Origin of the sequence: Arthrobacter sp. cf158, assembly GCF_900106835.1 — a bacterium.
Lineage (GTDB): Bacteria > Actinomycetota > Actinomycetes > Actinomycetales > Micrococcaceae > Arthrobacter.
Genome location: NZ_FNNR01000009.1, coordinates 1 through 15,920, shown reverse-complemented (window position 1 = coordinate 15,920; position 15,920 = coordinate 1). Strand labels below are relative to the sequence as shown.

At 64.6% G+C, this 15,920-nt stretch carries 15 protein-coding genes; 10 read left to right on the top strand and 5 right to left on the bottom strand.

From position 1 onward, the window contains the following. Positions 1–4 precede the first annotated feature (4 nt). A complete protein-coding gene (locus tag BLW08_RS17380; protein ID WP_091326676.1) occupies positions 5–289 on the bottom strand; it encodes a hypothetical protein in 285 nt (94 codons plus the stop codon). Between the two features lie 17 nt (positions 290–306). Next, positions 307–951, bottom strand: a complete 645-nt coding sequence (locus BLW08_RS17375) for a TetR family transcriptional regulator (protein ID WP_091326673.1) — start codon at positions 949–951, stop codon at positions 307–309. Between the two features lie 113 nt (positions 952–1,064). Here BLW08_RS17375 and BLW08_RS17370 point away from each other — a divergent pair, with 113 nt between their 5' ends. Together BLW08_RS17370 and BLW08_RS17365 are read left to right on the top strand one after the other, a co-directional pair. Continuing rightward, positions 1,065–2,627, top strand: coding sequence for an APC family permease (locus tag BLW08_RS17370; RefSeq protein WP_091326670.1), 1,563 nt, complete (start codon positions 1,065–1,067; stop codon positions 2,625–2,627). Next, on the top strand, positions 2,628–3,530 hold the full coding sequence (locus tag BLW08_RS17365; RefSeq protein WP_091326668.1) for a carbon-nitrogen hydrolase family protein: 903 nt from the start codon (positions 2,628–2,630) through the stop codon (positions 3,528–3,530). 79 nt (positions 3,531–3,609) lie between these two features. On the opposite strand, the gene BLW08_RS17360 is transcribed toward BLW08_RS17365, so the two are convergent. Together BLW08_RS17360 and BLW08_RS17355 are read right to left on the bottom strand one after the other, a co-directional pair. Further along, the gene (locus BLW08_RS17360; protein ID WP_090824126.1) at positions 3,610–3,840 is read right to left on the bottom strand and encodes a DUF6458 family protein; all 231 of its coding nucleotides are present in this window, start codon (positions 3,838–3,840) and stop codon (positions 3,610–3,612) included. Positions 3,841–3,937: 97 nt separating this feature from the next. Then, positions 3,938–4,834, bottom strand: coding sequence for an SDR family oxidoreductase (locus tag BLW08_RS17355; protein WP_091326666.1), 897 nt, complete (start codon positions 4,832–4,834; stop codon positions 3,938–3,940). Positions 4,835–4,944: 110 nt separating this feature from the next. Between BLW08_RS17355 and BLW08_RS17350 the strand changes: the two genes are divergently transcribed. Together BLW08_RS17350 and BLW08_RS17345 are read left to right on the top strand one after the other, a co-directional pair. Next, entirely contained in the window at positions 4,945–5,565 is a 621-nt protein-coding gene (locus BLW08_RS17350) for a helix-turn-helix domain-containing protein (RefSeq protein WP_091326665.1), read from the top strand. After that, positions 5,562–6,488 carry an EamA family transporter gene (locus tag BLW08_RS17345; protein WP_091326663.1) on the top strand — a complete coding sequence of 309 codons (927 nt, stop codon included), beginning with the start codon at positions 5,562–5,564 and terminating at the stop codon, positions 6,486–6,488. Before BLW08_RS17350 ends, BLW08_RS17345 begins: the two co-directional genes overlap by 4 nt. Before the next feature lie 113 nt (positions 6,489–6,601). On the opposite strand, the gene BLW08_RS17340 is transcribed toward BLW08_RS17345, so the two are convergent. Continuing rightward, positions 6,602–7,651, bottom strand: coding sequence for an NAD(P)-dependent alcohol dehydrogenase (locus tag BLW08_RS17340; RefSeq protein WP_091326661.1), 1,050 nt, complete (start codon positions 7,649–7,651; stop codon positions 6,602–6,604). A 117-nt stretch (positions 7,652–7,768) separates the two neighbouring features. Between BLW08_RS17340 and BLW08_RS17335 the strand changes: the two genes are divergently transcribed. The 6 genes from BLW08_RS17335 to BLW08_RS17300 all read left to right on the top strand — a co-directional run. Then, entirely contained in the window at positions 7,769–8,431 is a 663-nt protein-coding gene (locus BLW08_RS17335) for a TetR/AcrR family transcriptional regulator (RefSeq protein WP_091326660.1), read from the top strand. Between the two features lie 55 nt (positions 8,432–8,486). Then, complete coding sequence (locus BLW08_RS17330; protein ID WP_090824114.1) at positions 8,487–10,349, top strand: glycoside hydrolase family 15 protein; 1,863 nt, start codon at positions 8,487–8,489, stop codon at positions 10,347–10,349. Positions 10,350–10,778: 429 nt separating this feature from the next. Next, complete coding sequence (locus BLW08_RS17320) at positions 10,779–11,126, top strand: hypothetical protein (protein WP_090824110.1); 348 nt, start codon at positions 10,779–10,781, stop codon at positions 11,124–11,126. A 211-nt stretch (positions 11,127–11,337) separates the two neighbouring features. Then, entirely contained in the window at positions 11,338–12,738 is a 1,401-nt protein-coding gene (locus BLW08_RS17315; RefSeq protein ID WP_091326658.1) for a glutamate decarboxylase, read from the top strand. 22 nt (positions 12,739–12,760) lie between these two features. Continuing rightward, the gene (locus BLW08_RS17310) at positions 12,761–13,630 is read left to right on the top strand and encodes a class II glutamine amidotransferase (protein WP_091326656.1); all 870 of its coding nucleotides are present in this window, start codon (positions 12,761–12,763) and stop codon (positions 13,628–13,630) included. Positions 13,631–14,183: 553 nt separating this feature from the next. Then, a partial coding sequence (locus BLW08_RS17300; RefSeq protein ID WP_091326963.1) for a DUF222 domain-containing protein occupies positions 14,184–15,920 on the top strand: 1,737 nt, incomplete at its 3' end.

The window sequence follows — 15,920 nt, the reverse complement described above, 5'->3', positions numbered from 1 at the left end:
CCAGCTACTTGGCGTCCAGGCGCGCCTTCAGCTGCTCCGCGTAGTCGCCGTAGGCTGCGGCAATCTCTTCAAGATCCACCGTCTGCGGGAAGTCGATGACGGGCTGGTGTTCCGCCAAGTAGGTGGTGGTTTCCTCCACGATGCGTTGCTCGTCGATGCCGCCCAGCCCAACCTCGGCAAGAAATTCGGGGTTGGTGTGGACCAGGGATTCGCCGGTCTGCCCTTCGGATGCCCAGCGCACCAAGTACTCGTTCTGATTAACCAGTTCAATGTCGAATGACTTCTCCATGGCAGCAGCCTACGCCGTCAGCAGACCGGTGATGACTCGTTCCGGGCGCTGATCAGCTCCAGCAAGGTCTGCTCTTTGATACCCAGGAGTGTGGCCGCCAGGCTGCCCATCAAATCCAGCACGTACCCGCTGGCGGCACTGCCGGCCAGCACATCCATCACCAGCCCGTCCTCCTGCGCAACCAGGGTTCGGGCAATCTTGGCGGGGTCCAGAACGGGCGAAAACTCGCCGGAGAGTGTTCCGGCGTCGATGATTTCCCGGTACACGCGTTCCTGGGCGTGGGTAAGTTCCTCCTGGATCCGGCGCTGCCCGGCGTCACGCAGCATGTGGGGCCAGTACTCGTAGAGAATGCGGGAGACGTCGTCGTCCAGTCCGGCGGTGGTTCCGGCGCTGATCACCGCGGCGAGCCGTGCTGTGGGACCCATGTCTGGTTCAACAGCCTCGGCGAGCTTTTCCAGGAACCTGTTCGAAGATGCGTGCACGGCTGCGGCGATGATCTCTGCATGGCTGCCGAAGTAGTAGAGCACAGCGTTGGCGGCCATGCCTGCCTCTGCGGCGATGGCCCGGAGGGTGGCTCCCTCAGCGCCGTCGCGTGCGGCCACAGCCTGGGCGGCGGCCACAATTTCCTGGCGCCGGATTTCCTTCTTGTCGACCCTGACCACTGCGGCTCCCCCGTGAACTCCTGAAGATTTCTGTTGACATTGACTCTAGACGGGTATTGAATGGCATTCAAATTTGAATGTGATTCAAATTACTGATTCAACGAGGAGTCTCCATGTCACAACCCCCATCCCCGCCCATGCTCGCCAAAGATCCAACACCCAAGGACCCAACCTCCAAAGGCCTCAAGGCCGGTTCCATCGGAATCGGACCCACCGTTGCCCTGGGCCTGGCCGCCGTCGCCCCCGCCTACAGCTTGGCCGTCACGCTGGGCTTTGTGGTCCTGGCTGTTGGCGCAAGCACTCCGGCGGCCTTTCTCCTGGGATTCGTTCCGATCCTGTTCACCGCCCTGGCTTTCCGGGACCTCAACAAGGAAATGCCGGACTGCGGCGGTGTTTTCGTCTGGATCACCCGCGTTTTCGGGCCGGCAGCCGGCTGGTTCCTCGGCGGCTGGGTCCCCCAGATGGCAACGTTCATAGCCAGCGCTGCACTGGCCCAAGTGGCCACCACTTATCTGCTCAACTTCCTGGGCTTGGCGTGGATCGCAGCAGAGCCAATCGCCGTGGCCGCGATAGCGTGCGGGCTGATTGTCCTCAGTGCGTGGATCGCAGCGAGGGGCATCGAGCTGTCAGCCTGGGTCCAGTACGCGCTGATTGCCTTGCAGTTGGTGGCTCTGGGAGGCTTCTGCGTGGCGGCGTTCACCGCGATGGCCACTGGCACCTCTGCAGGAACGGCAGAAGGTGGCGCAGAACAACCAAGCCTGGACTGGTTCAATCCCTTCGCGTCGGGCGACATGTCCGGACTCGTGTCAGGCGTCATCCTTTGCCTGTTCATCTACTGGGGCTGGGATGCCCTGATAGCCGTCAATGAGGAAACCACAGACCGCAAAGGAACCCCCGGGAAGGCTGTGGTCATCACAACGGTCATCCTGCTGTTCTTCTATGTCGTCACAGCCACAGCGGCCGTCGGATTCGCCGGAACCGCAGGGATCACCAATCCGGACACCGTCTCGGACGTCCTCTCCGTCCTGGGCCCCCAAGCGACCGGCGAGGTGTTTGGTCAGGTCATCATGCTGGCAGTGGGCCTCTCCGCACTGGCAGCCCTGATGACCGTGGCCGTCAGCACCCCACGGACCTGGCTCAGCATGGGTACATACGGCGCCCTTCACCGGGCCACCACCACCATGCACCCCAAACGCGGAACTCCCACCACGTCCATTGCCTGGTGGGCGGTTATCACCATGGCAATAACCCTGGGACTGACGGCCGTCAGCGCCGACTTCATCGGGCTGGCCATCCTGTCCGTAGGACTGATGATCGCGGCCTACTACGCAGCCACCGCCCTGGCCTCGGTGGTGTACTTCGCACCGCAGATGCGCGGTTCCGCATCAACCCTGGTCCTGAAGGGCATCCTTCCCGGCCTCGGCGCACTCCTGATGATCGGAGCGTTCGCGTACAGCGCCGTGGACATGCTCTCCCCTGACTACGCCGGCCTTTCCTGGTTGGGCATCGGCTCCGTGTTCTGGATTGGCGTCGGCGCCCTGGCCCTTGGGCTGATGGTCACCGCGATCCTGAAGCCCAGGCTCCGCCGCTTCTTCTCCGGCGAAGCCATTCCCCGGGGAAACGTCACCACCCGCCACCATCTTCCAGCAATTCTCAGCAACGAAACCGAGGCATAAATGCGCATCCTGTCCATCGCAGCAATCCAGACCAACCCCGTCCCCGGCGATCTTGAAGCAACCTGGGCACGGTTCGAGGCCCAAGCCGAGTCGGCCAAGAAGCTCGGGCCCGACGTTGACGTCATCGTGGTTCCGGAACTGCTGCTGTCCGCACCCGGCGAGTTCCTGATACCGGACCCGGAAGGGGAAACACGCTCTGCCGCGCCCATCCCCAGCCCGCTCACCGACCGGATTTCCGCCCTGGCCCGCAGGTTGAACGTGTGGCTCGTGCCCGGCTCATTGCTGGAAACAGACAACGGCAACACCTACAACACGGCCATCGCAGTCTCACCGCAAGGCGAGATTGTGGCCCGCTACAGGAAGCTCTTCCCGTGGCGTCCTTTCGAAACCACCACCCCCGGGGATTCGTTCGTCACGTTCGATATCCCCGGCTGCGGACGCATTGGCCTGGCCATCTGCTTCGACGGCAGCTTCCCCGAGGTTGCCAGGCAGTTGGCATGGCTGGGAGCCGAAGTCATTATCCAACCCACGCTCACCACCACCCGCGACAGGGCCATGGAGATCGTCATGTCCCAGGCCAATGCCTTTGCCAACCAGGTGTATGTGGTGAATGTGAACGGTGCTGCCCCAGCCGGCGTGGGCGAAAGCGTGATCGTGGACCCCGAGGGCACCATCATGCAGCACGCACAGGGCGGGGAAGAGGTGCTCTTCGCCGTGCTGGATCTGGACCGGGTCACCCAGCTGCGCCGCTACGGAACCCACGGCATCAACCGCCCTTGGGCCCAACTCCGGGACCAGGAGGGCCTGTTACCCTTCCCGATGTTCGGTGGCGCCCACTTCCAGTCACCGGAGTGGAGTGATTCCAGCACCGCGGGCCATCGCAGCGGAATTGCCTCCGCATAAGCGGCACCGCCCTTAACGAAAGAAAAGCGCACGACGGCGGCAGCCCGCCGTCGTGCGCTTCTTTTGTTAATTGCGGCTGCTAGACCTCGGGGCGCCGCTCAACAATGGTTTCCGGGGCGGTGCGCCGCTCTACCACCGTGCGGCGGGTCCTGTTGGACATCGCGATGGAAATGATGAGGCCGACGACGCCCACCACCATCAGGATGTAACCCACCAGGACCTGGTCCAGGAAGGGGATAAGTCCCGGGGCCAGCGCGAAGGCCAGAATAGCTCCGACGGCAATCAGGGCAATGGAAGAACCTATTCTCATAACGTGCTCCTCGAGTCTGTTCGGCGCAGGGTCAGTAGCTCCAGCCGAATCTGTACCATCAGGATACTTATGAAATCGGATAAATGGGTTGACTTCCTTAGTGGCCGTAGCGGGCCGCCACCTGGGCGATTGCTTCTTCAGGCGTGGGCGGGGGCCCGAACACCTGCTCCTGGCGCGTGACGTCGGCAACGTACTTGCCCGTCTCGAACCACGCCACCATGCTGGCCATGTCGCTGACCAACGGCATGATCCTGGAGGTGACCTTGCCCAGTCCTGCGATGGCACCGGAAGGAACAGCCATCACCTTGATCGGCTTGCCCGCATGGCGCTCCGCCAGCTCCGCGGCTTCCTGCATGGTCACTGGGCGGGTCCACCCAATATCGATCCGCTCACCCTCAACAATGTCCGCATCCACCGCCTGCGCCAGATAGGAGGCGACGTCGCTGGCCAGGACGAACGTGAGCCTCGCATCCTTGGAGCCGAGCCACACGAAGCGGCCCTTCTTGAACGGATCGCCACCCATGCCCACGGCCTGGTCGAAGAAGGCGCCCGGTCGGAGCGCCACAAACGGGACGCCCAGTTCCTCCAATCTGTCCTCCGCGAGTTTCTTGTTCCAAAAATGCGGGATCTGCGGAGTCTGGTCGCTGGTGACAATGCTGATCAGCACAAACCGGGGTACGGCGGCATACTTGGCGGCCACGGCGAGGTTGCTGTTGCCGTAGGTATCGATCGCGTGGGCATTCTTGTCGTTGCGCGTGTACCCGGCCGCGGTTGAAACCACCGCCGAAACCCCGGTCATGGCCGCAATCAGCGATGCAGCATCCAGCATGTCGCCACGTGCAATCCGGACGCCTTTGGCTTCAAGCTTGGCGGCGTTGGATTGTGGCCGAACCAGCGCGCGGACACTCTTGCCGCGCTTGAGCAGTTCATCCACAACTTGGCTGCCCAGGAAACCCGTGGCACCCACAACAAGGACAGGCAGATCTTCGGCCACAGTTTCTCCTTAGGGGTTGTTCCTAAAGTCAGTGGTAGCACGAGCCCGTTCCCACGGCTAGACCTCCACCCGGGGCGCCTAGTGCACTCAAAGTGCAGTATGCTGCACTCATGGATGAAAGCACCTCCACCCTCTCCCTGGCCATTGGCGCGCGGGTAAAGCAAGAACGCCAGCACCGCGGCTGGACACTCGACCAGTTGGCCGAGGCAGCCGGCGTCAGCCGCCGGATGATCGTCAACGTGGAGCAGGGCGCGGCAAACCCCAGCGTTGGGACGCTGCTCCGGATCAGCGATGCCCTGGGCGTTGGGCTGCCCGCACTGGTGGAGCCTCCCCGCCCGAAACCCATCAAAGTCACCCGCAGCGGGGAAGGCGCCGAGCTGTGGAGCAGCGATCAAGGTGGCCGCGGACTCCTGGTGGCCGGCACCGAATCTCCTGACGTGGTGGAACTGTGGGACTGGACGTTGGGACCCGGCGACCACCACGGCAGCGAAGCCCACGCCGCCGGCACCAAGGAACTCCTGCAGGTTCAGGAAGGCGCGGTCACCGTGGAGGCCGGCGAGCAGGTGATCACCTTGGAAGCAGGTGACGCCATGACCTTCCCGGGCGACATTCCCCACTCCTATGCCAACCTTGGTACCGGGCCAGCCCGGTTCATCCTGGCAGTCTTTGAACCCGGCGTAGGCTCCGGTCATCGCCAGGACACCGCCACCACCGCGGGACAGGACTCATGAGCACGGCAAACCGTGGCCCGGTTCCTCCGTGGGGACTCGCTGTTGCCGCCATGATCTCCGTCCAGTTGAGCTCCGCCTTGTCCGTAGGCCTGATCGCCGAGGTTGGCCCGGCCGGGACGGCGTGGTTGCGGCTCAGCATGGGAGCGATCATCTTCCTGGCCATTGCCCGCCCACCTTTGCGTTCGGTGCGAAGGCACGACGTCCTGCCTCTGCTGGGCCTCGGCGTTGCCACCGGACTGATGACCATCATGTTCCTCGGCGCCGTGGAACGCATTCCGCTCGGAACCACGGTGGCCATCGAATTCCTGGGCCCGCTGACCGTGGCGGCGGTCCGCAGCCATAACCGGCGCGCCTTGGCCTGGCCCCTGCTGGCACTGCTGGGCGTGGTCCTCCTGACGGAGCCCTGGCACGGCCAAGTGGACCTGTTGGGCGTCATGTTCGCGGCTATTGCGGCAGCCGGGTGGGGTGCCTACATTTTGCTGACCCAGAAAATCGGTGATCGCTTCACGGGAATTGGAGCCCTCTCACTGACTGTCCCCATTGCCGCGGTGACGGCTGCCGTCGTCGGAATTCCGCAGGCCGTGGGGCATCTGGACCTTCGCATTCTTTCGGGCGCTCTGGGGGTAGCTGTGCTGATGCCGGTCCTGCCGTTCGTGCTGGAGCTGAAGGCCTTGCGTCGCATGACCTCCACAGCCTTCGGCACGCTGATGTCCCTGGAACCGGCATTCGGTGTCCTGCTGGGGCTGCTGGTGCTGCATCAGCAACCATCCCTTGTCCAGTTCCTCGGAATCGCCCTCGTAGTATTCGCGGGCGCTGCATCCCAGCGTGGCGGAACCAGGAACGCGCCACCGCTCGCCGAACCCACCACACTGGGACCCGCGCCGGAGGTTGCGTCCAGCACCAGCCCCACCAAGGAGGCCTGACGCACGACGGCGGCAGGTCGCCGTCGTGCGTTGCTTGCGGTGGGTGCCGCTTGCAGTGCCTGCGCCTTGCGGGGTGTCGCTTGCGGCGGGGCGCGGCTTGCGGCGTGTGTCGCTCAGATGGTGATAACCACCTTGCCGCGGGCCTTGCCGGCGTCGAAATAGCGCATGGCTTCCGGCGCCTTGGCCAGCGGAAAGGTGCGATCGATGGCTGGCGAGATGGTTCCCGCCTCCAAGAGCCCGGCGAGGTACCCAAGATCCGCCGCGCTTTGAGTGCCCACGATCATGGTGAGCTTCTGGCGGATGAACGGCGAGAGCGCAAGGGCCCGGAACTGGCGGTCCAGGCCTCCCGTCCAGGAGCCACCTTCCTCGCCGCCGGTGATGACCGCCGTCCCCCTGGGCGTGAGGGCACGGCGGAGGCGGGAGACGGAGGGGTTGCCTGCGATGTCGATGATCACGTCGTACTTTTCGGTACCATCCGCGCAGTCCTGAGCCGTGTAGTCCACCACATGATCGGCGCCAAGGGCGCGCACCAGATCCAGCTTGGCCGGGCTGGACACACCCGTCACCTCAGCTCCGGCCGCCTTGGCGCACTGCACTGCATAGCCGCCCACACCGCCGGAGGCGCCGGTGACAAGGACCTTGAGCCTCCGTTGCGGGATGCCGCGACGGGCGTCCAGGCCGCCGGCCCGCACTGCGATCAGGGCAGTGCACGCAGAAACGGGCACCGCCGCGGCCTGTTCGAAGCTGATGTTCGCCGGCTTGTGGGCAAGCTGGTCTTCGCGGGCGGCGGCATACTCGGCAAAGGTGCCCTTTCCGGTCCCGAACACTTGGTCACCCACGGCAAACCTTGTCACCTTTGCCCCAACGGCCTCCACCGTTCCGGCGAGGTCCATTCCGGGGACCGGGTTCTTCGGGGCACGGAATCCGTAGGCCAGGCGCAAGGCATAGGGCCGTCCGGTGGTGACGTGCCAGGTGCCGCGATCCAGCCCTGCGGCGCGGACCCTGACCAGCACCTGGTCCTCTGCAATGGCGGGGAGGGGAATCCGGGCTTGGTGGAGGACATCGGCCGGACCGTACGCCTCCTGCACGATCGCCCGCATGGTTCCGGAAGCGGGCTGGGATGCCGGAACTCCGCCTTCCGTGGCTTGCTGACCATTGATCATGGCCGGTCCTTTCATTGAGTGCGGTTGCTGCCTGGATTTTTTCGTACGCTGTACCAACGACGTTACCGTACACTGTACTAATCCGCTAGGGGCAACCCCCGATTCCAAGGAGATCCAGTGCCTGCCGCAGCATCCCAACGCCTCCCACTGAGCCGGGAAAGAGTGCTTCAGTGCGCCGTAGCGCTCGCCGATGAGTCCGGAATCGCGGCCCTGACCATCCGCACGCTCGCCCAGAGCATGGGAACCAAGCCCATGTCGCTGTACTACTACGTGGCCAATAAGGACGAGATCCTGGACGGCATCGTGGACATGGTCTTCAGTGAGATCGAGTTGCCGTTACCCGATGGAGACTGGCGGGAGGAGATGCAGCGAAGGGCACATGCGGTTCGTTCGGCACTCAAGCGACACCCCTGGGCGGTTGGACTGCTGGAAAGCAGGTCCGCCCCCGGCCCGGCCACCCTCCGCCACCACGAAGCAACGCTCGCCACACTCCGGGCCGCCGGATTCTCCGTGCAGCTGACAGCCCACGCGTATGCCCTGCTGGACAGTTACATTTACGGATTCGCGCTCCAGGAGGCAGCGCTGCCGTTCGAAGGGCGCGACACCGCCGCAGAGATCACCAACCCCATCATGGAGCGGTTCTCCACCGGCGAGTATCCGCACATGGTGGAGATCGCCGTCGAACATGTCCTCAAACCCGGCTACGACTTCGGCGACGAATTCGCGTTCGGCCTGAACCTCATCCTGGACGGCCTCAGCCGACTGGCCTCAGCCGATTGACGTCAGCCGTTTGCCCTCAGCCGTTTGCCCAGGGGCGGCGGCTAGGATCTGATCCATGGCCAGGATTGAGGACTACGCGATCATCGGGGATCTAAACACGGCAGCACTGGTGGGGCGCAGTGGCTCGATCGACTGGATGTGCCTGCCGCGTTTCGACTCTCCATCCTGCTTCGCGGCACTCCTGCACACCCCCGACGCCGGCCGCTGGCTTCTGGCCCCTGCCGGCGCCGCTGCCGCCCAAGCCGACTGCACACGCCGCTACTACCGCGAGGACACCCTGGTCCTCCAGACGGAGTGGGAAGTGGACGGCGGATCCGTCCGCGTCACCGACTTCATGCCCGTCCGTGATGAGGCCGTGGACCTTGTCCGAATCGTCGAAGGACTCTCCGGCTCAGTGGACATGCACATGGAGTTGGTGCTCCGCTTCGACTACGGCAGCGTGGTGCCCTGGGTCCGGCACAGCAGCCACGGCATCAGCGCCGTGGCCGGACCCGACTCGGCGTATCTCACCACGCACGCCCCCTTGGAAGGCCGCGACAAGAAAACCTTCAGCGATTTCACTGTCCGCGCCGGCCAAAAAGTCCCGTTCGTCCTGCGGTGGGCTCCAAGCCACGAGCCTGAACCGCGAAGGATCGATCCCCTGCGGGCACTTGAAGCCACGGAGTCGTTCTGGTTGGAATGGATTGCCCGCAGCGAGATCACCGGCAAGTACAAGGAGCCTGTAGAGAGGTCCCTGATCACCCTCAAAGCACTGACGTACGCGCCCACCGGCGGCATTGTGGCCGCAGCCACCACGTCGTTGCCCGAACAAATCGGCGGACCGCGCAACTGGGATTACCGGTACTGCTGGCTGCGCGACGCCACACTGACACTGCAGTCCCTCCTCGCCGCCGGCTACACGGAAGAGGCCGCGGCGTGGCGGGATTGGCTGTTGCGGGCTATCGCCGGAGACCCGTCCGAGCTCCAGATTGTGTACGGGCTCGACGGCGCCAGGAGGCTTCCGGAGGCAGAGATCCCCTGGTTGTCCGGTTACGAAGGCTCACAACCGGTCCGGACCGGCAATGCCGCTGCGCCGCAGCTGCAACTGGATGTGTGGGGCGAAGTCCTGGACGGACTCTCGCTCACCAGGGCGGCAGCACCGGATGGTGCCGTGGACAATTCCTGGGACCTCCAGGTCGCGTTGATGGAGTACCTCGAGGGAGCCTGGGACCAGCCGGACAATGGGCTGTGGGAAGTCCGCGGGCCAAGGCAGCACTTCACCCACTCCAAAGTAATGGCGTGGGTGGCTGCTGATCGCATGGTCAAAGGCATCCGGACCTCCGGGCTGCCGGGCCCCGCTGACAGGTGGGCTGCCCTCCGCAGCGAAATCCACAACGACGTCATGACCAAAGGGTTCGACGAGGATCTCAACAGCTTTGTCCAGGCCTACGGCAGCAAGGAACTGGACGCGAGCCTGCTCCTGGTTCCCCGTGTCGGCTTCCTTCCACACCGGCATCCACGCGTGGCCGGGACGGTGGATGCCATCCAGCGGGGACTGACGGAGGACGGCATGGTCATGCGGTACCGGACCCAGTCCGGCCATGACGGACTCCCCGGCGACGAAGGCGTCTTCCTTGCATGCTCCTTCTGGCTGGTGGACGCCCTGCTGGGAATCGGCCGGTCAGCCGAAGCAACCGCACTTTTTGAGCGGCTGCTCACCCTGCGCAACGATGTTGGCCTGCTCAGCGAGGAGTGGGATCCAAGAACCCACCGGCAGCTTGGCAACACCCCGCAGGCGTTCAGCCACTTCCCACTCATTCACAGCGCCCTGCAACTGCATCACGGAGCGGCCCACAGCAGCGACACACCCCTGGATCATCCCAAGCACCCTTGGCATGCGAGCAGCTCTACGCTTCGGAATGACCCTCGCTTTCGCTAGCAGACGCTCCGTCCCTGTGGCGTGCCTCCTCCAGGTGCAGGTCGAGCTTGCGTTCGGCCTCACGCCGGCGCTGTCCGATGGTCCGCATCTGCTGGGTTGTGGGGTCTCCCCTGTCTTCTGACGCAGCGCTTGAGGGCGCAGCGGGCTGGTAGTTCTCTTGTTCGCCCATATGAGAATCGTCCCATCGCCGGCCCTTTTGCGATAGGCGCAGTTGTCGCGTCCGGATACCCACCGCTTGCCACACGGGTGCCGGCACGCTTAGTCTCATGAGTGGAGAAACCATACTTGTGACCAAGGTATCCACTCTCCATCACCTCAGGGTTACCAATGTCTGCTCAGCCAGCACACCCCATTTTTCCCCCCTCTTCCGTGGCGTCTTCTTCGGCGCCCCAACCCCGCTGTGAACACTGCGGAACCGGCCAGCACCTCATGGTCGATACCATCGACGCCCACTCCGACCTCTCCGCCGGGCTCATCAACGTGGGCTACAACTGCCGGAAATGCGGCTCCTCCCGCAGTCATGCAGCAACCGTGGCGGACGTGGCCAATGTCCTGAACACCTCCGCCAAGCACCCCGGCCTCCTCCAGTCTGGCGAACACTTCCTGCACTGCGGAGCACCCATGCACACCGGGGCGGGGAAGCGGAACCACTTTGCCGTGGGGATCACGGACCGGGTGGTCGATCCCGAGCTCGAGATCTACCTCAACACCAGGGTGCTGCACTGCGACGAGTGCGGCTTCCAAATGGAAATACCGGATCAGGCGTATCCCAAGTAGGCACGCAAAACGGAGGAACCACCCGACGGCGAGTACCGCCGTCGGGCGCTTTGCGTTCGCCGCCCCGGCGGGAAGCTTGCGTTCGCCGGCTCGGGAAGCTTGGGTCCGCCGGCTCGGCGGGAAGCTTGGGTCCGCTTGCCCCGGCGGGTAGCGTGAGGCCCAGACAGGTCGTGCCCCCGCTGCCAGCGGGCGATTCGAAGGAGCCAGCCCCTTGAGCAGATCCCACCGAACGTCAAAGCATGAAGCCAACACCGCCGTGGAACTGAATCCGCTGTTCAGCCGGCCGGGAGAATCCACCATCTTTCCCCGCTTCACCATCCCCGAAGGCGAGTCCCTGCCGTCCACCGCTTACCAGGTGGTCCACGACGAGGCGATGCTGGACGGGAACTCACGGCTGAACCTGGCCACGTTCGTGGGGACGTGGATGGAGCCTGAAGCGTCGAAGCTCTACGCCGAAACGTTCGACAAGAACATGATCGACAAGGATGAGTACCCCCAAACGGCGCTCATCGAAACCCGGTGTTGGCGGATGTTGGCGGATTTGTGGAACGCGCCGGATCCTGAGAAGAGCATCGGCACCTCCACCATCGGATCCTCCGAGGCCTGCATGCTGGGCGGGTTGGCCTTGAAACGCCGCTGGCAACATGCACGGAAGGCCGCCGCCAAATCCACGGATAAACCCAACCTGGTCCTCAGCTCCGCAGTGCAGGTGTGCTGGGAAAAGTTCTGCAACTACTGGGACGTGGAGCCCCGCTTTGTGCCGGTTTCAGCCGAGCACCCCACGCTGGACGGCCATGACCTGGATCAGTACGTGGATGAGAACACCATCGGCGTCGTGGCCATCCTGGGTGTGACCTACACCGGCAGGTACGAACCCGTGGAACTGATCTCCGAGGCGTTGGACGATATCCAGGCACGCCGCGGCCTGGACATTCCCATCCATGTGGACGGTGCTTCCGGAGCGATGGTAGCCCCGTTCCTGCAACCCGGAACAGTGTGGGATTTCCGGCTCCCCCGTGTCGCGTCGATCAACACCTCCGGCCATAAATACGGGCTGGTGTATCCCGGCCTCGGATGGGTGGTGTGGCGGGATGCGGCGGCACTCCCCGAGGACCTGATCTTCCATGTCAGCTACCTGGGCGGGGACATGCCCACCTTCGCCCTGAACTTTTCCCGGCCCGGCGCCCAGGTGCTTCTGCAGTACTACCTCTTCCTTCGCCTTGGCTTCGCCGGCTACCGGTCCGTCCAGGCAACGTCACGCGACGTGGCGCTGTACCTTTCCAACGAGATCGGAGCCATGGACGCGTTCACCCTGTGGAGCGACGGCTCGGATATCCCGGTGTTTGCGTGGCAACTCACTGATGGCCACACGGAACACTGGAACCTCCACCACCTGTCAGAGCGCCTGCGGATGAACGGCTGGCTGGTTCCGTCGTATCCACTGCCCGACGGGCTCAGTGAAGTCACGGTCCAAAGGATCGTTGTCCGCAACGGCTTTACGCGCGACCTCGCCTCAAGTTTCCTGGCCGACCTCAAGAAGGAAGTCGACTACCTCGATAGCCTCACAGCACCCATGCCTGTGGATCAGCAGGCCGAAGGATTCCACCACTGACGTTCGGAAAGGAGGCCCCCGGATGTGCCGTCTCTTCGGATTGCATGCCGGTCCCCGGCCGGTGCGCGCCACGTTCTGGCTGTTGAATGCCCCTGACAGCCTCTCCGTCCAGAGCCGCCGGGAGCCGGACGGGGCCGGCATTGGGACCTTCGATGCGGCAGGCAAGGCGCACGTGGCCAAACAGCCGCTGGCCGCCTGGGAGGATCACGCCTTCGCCCGTGAAGCGCGCGACCTGAGAAGCACCACGTTCCTGGCCCATGTGCGGTACGCCAGCACCGGCGCCCTCACCATGGTCAACACACATCCGTTCGAGCAGGACGGACGCTTGTTTGCGCATAACGGAGTGTTCCACGGGCTCGAGCAGATCGATCAACGCCTCACCGAACTCGGAGTGATGGACCTGGTGCTGGGTCAGTCCGACAGCGAGCGGCTCTTTGCGCTCATCACCGCCGAGACCCGCCGCGCAACTGGGGACGTCGGCGCGGGCATCGTCCAAGCCATCGCCTGGATTGCCCGCGAGCTCCCCGTCTTCAGCCTGAACTTCATCCTGTCCACGGCAACGGACATGTGGGCCCTCAGGTACCCAGCCACCCACCCGTTGTTCATGCTGGAACGGGACCCCGCTTCCCCGCCTGATCCACCCGCACCGCTGGATGCCCGGAGCAAAAGAATCCATACCCGCAGTACTGAGCTGGCCCGTTCCCCGCATGTCCTCTTTGCCACCGAACCCATGGACCACAACCCGGGCTGGCGGCCTCTGGGTGCAGGCCAGCTGGTCCATGTGGACGCCGAGCTTGCCGTGACCTCCACAGTGCCCTTCCCTGACGCCCCCGCACATCCCCTCGCCCTGGCCGACCTGGAGCCCGCCGCCGCAGCGTCACAGAAACCGTAACCACCCTTCGCGCGGCACGCCCCAGTGGGACCAATATGCCGACGACGACGACACGTCGCCGTCGTTCAACAGGTCACCCGACGCACAAGACCGGCCTCCCCCGGAGGCATGGATTCCCGGCAGCTCGACCCGCGCACCCACGACGACGGCACGTCGCCGTCGTTCAAAAAGTCGCCATCGTGCAACAGGTCACCCGATACGAGACGCGCCTCCCTCGGTAACGTGAGGTCCCGGCAGCTCGACCCGCGCACCCACGACGACGGCACGTCGCCGTCGTTCAACAGGTCGCCATCGTTCAACAGGTCGCCATCGTGCAACAGGTCACCCGATACGAGACGCGCCTCCCTCGGAGACATGGATTCCAGGCACCTCGACCCGCGCACCCACGACGGCTGAGGTCGCCGTCGTTCATACTCTGCAGCCGTGGCGGCGGAGCAGGAAGCGGGCGGGATCCGGGCAGCTCCAGAGTGTCCAGTGACCACCCACAAAAGCATTTCTGCGGTGGGCACTGGCCGCGGCTAATAATGTCAGACCCTGGTGACAAGGTTGATTCATGGGAAGCAACGGGCAGGTTTTGGCACGGCGGGCAGGGACGCCCGGCGTGCTGACGCGTGGCCTGTCCAGACGATCTGCGGACATGCCCGCCCCGCTCCGAGCCGCGTTCAACGGCCCCGTAACGATGTCCGCCTTTTCGGGCGAGCGGCCGGGAACAGGGCTGATGTGGGGTCTGGACACCATCAACGGGTCCTCAAAGGTGAGTGCACGTACTTACGTCGGCCCGGATGGCGATGGTTTTGGCATGCGGGTGATTCCGGCGGCCGACATCAAGCGCATGGCCGGTCTGATCGAATCGGGCACGCAGTCTGCTCCAGGCACCGTCGGCCCGCTTGCCCGGGCTGCCAATTCCTTGGCATCGCTCCGCGAATCCGCCGCTCCGGAGGCCCGGTCATTTGGTTTCTTAGAGGCTGCGGATTTTGCCGGCAAAGTCGAGGAGGTTGCCCGGGTTCTGGAGTACTTGCAGGTGGTGGCGGCCCAAGCCGTCGAACGGACCCGGAACGAGGCGCAGAACGCGCAGAGAGGGTCGTCATCTGCAGCGCCGGAGTGGCGGACTGGATGGGCTGAACCGGCCGTGGGTGCGGACAACCCGGTCGACTCTGTGGCGTTGGGCGCAGCCCAGCCGGGCGCAGCCATGGGTACATACAGCGCAGCCCAACCGGGCGCAGCCACGGGTACACACAGTGCAGCCACACCGGGCGCAGCCGCCTGGGTGGCGGGTAGTGCCGGTGCCGCGAAGGCCGGGAGCCCGGCCAGTCCCTTGGACGACGGGTACCGGAACGCCGCCGAATTCCTGCGCGCCCGGCTAAGGATCAGCATCAGCGAAGCCCGCCGCCGGCTCGCCCTCGCCAACGACGTCCTACCCCAGACAGGAATGACCGGCCAGCACATCCCCGCCCGCCGCGAGATCCTCGCCGACGCCCACTCCTCAGCCCTGCTCCCGTCCCGCTCCGCGACCATCATCAGTGCCGCGTTGGACAAAACCCGCCACCTCACCGACGACGACACCATCACCCTGATGGAACAAGCCCTTACCACCACCGCGAAGGAAACCGACCCCGACTTCGTCGCCAAAATGGCCAAAGCCTGGTCCGACAGAATCGACCAAGACGGCCCGGAACCCTCAGAAGAAGCCCTCCGCCAACTCCAAGGCGCGTTCCTGCGCCGCCGACGCCGCCACGGACTCCACCACCTCGAAATCTTCGCCACCGACGAACAAATCGAAACCCTCACCACCGCCATGAACACCGCCACCAACCCCCGCCTCACCACACCAGAACCCAGTCACACCACCGAACCCAGCGACACCACAGAACCCGGTCACACCCCGGACGACGGAACCCCCACCGGAACCACCCCCACAGGAACGGGCACGCATGCAGCAGCCCACGGCCCCACCGGACCGGACCTGGACCGACGCACCCGCGCCCAGAAACTCCTCAACGGCCTCGTCGGCGCCTGCGCCCTCGCGATGAGCACCGGGAAACTACCCTCCAACGGCGGACTCCGACCCCAACTCACCGTCACCATCGACCACCGCCACCTCTTCGAACAACTCACCCACCACAACAAGCCCAACCACACCGGCCACACCGGCACGGGCCCGAACCCGCTCAGCTCCGGAACAGCGACCTTCACCGGCCCGCTACACCCCAACACCATCCGCAAAATCGCCTGCGACGCCGACATCATCCCCGTCCTGCTCGGCAGCCAAGGCCGCGTCCTGGACATCGGA

Excerpts from the sequence above, each read along its gene's own strand:
- BLW08_RS17310 (WP_091326656.1), top strand. The coding sequence starts at position 12,761 with ATGTGCCGTCTCTTCGGATTGCATGCCGGTCCCCGGCCGGTGCGCGCC.
- BLW08_RS17340 (WP_091326661.1), bottom strand. The coding sequence starts at position 7,651 with ATGATCAATGGTCAGCAAGCCACGGAAGGCGGAGTTCCGGCATCCCAG.
- BLW08_RS17365 (WP_091326668.1), top strand. The coding sequence starts at position 2,628 with ATGCGCATCCTGTCCATCGCAGCAATCCAGACCAACCCCGTCCCCGGC.
- BLW08_RS17330 (WP_090824114.1), top strand. The coding sequence starts at position 8,487 with ATGGCCAGGATTGAGGACTACGCGATCATCGGGGATCTAAACACGGCA.
- BLW08_RS17360 (WP_090824126.1), bottom strand. The coding sequence starts at position 3,840 with ATGAGAATAGGTTCTTCCATTGCCCTGATTGCCGTCGGAGCTATTCTG.
- BLW08_RS17380 (WP_091326676.1), bottom strand. The coding sequence starts at position 289 with ATGGAGAAGTCATTCGACATTGAACTGGTTAATCAGAACGAGTACTTG.
- BLW08_RS17370 (WP_091326670.1), top strand. The coding sequence starts at position 1,065 with ATGTCACAACCCCCATCCCCGCCCATGCTCGCCAAAGATCCAACACCC.
- BLW08_RS17345 (WP_091326663.1), top strand. The coding sequence starts at position 5,562 with ATGAGCACGGCAAACCGTGGCCCGGTTCCTCCGTGGGGACTCGCTGTT.
- BLW08_RS17320 (WP_090824110.1), top strand. The coding sequence starts at position 10,779 with ATGGTCGATACCATCGACGCCCACTCCGACCTCTCCGCCGGGCTCATC.
- BLW08_RS17350 (WP_091326665.1), top strand. The coding sequence starts at position 4,945 with ATGGATGAAAGCACCTCCACCCTCTCCCTGGCCATTGGCGCGCGGGTA.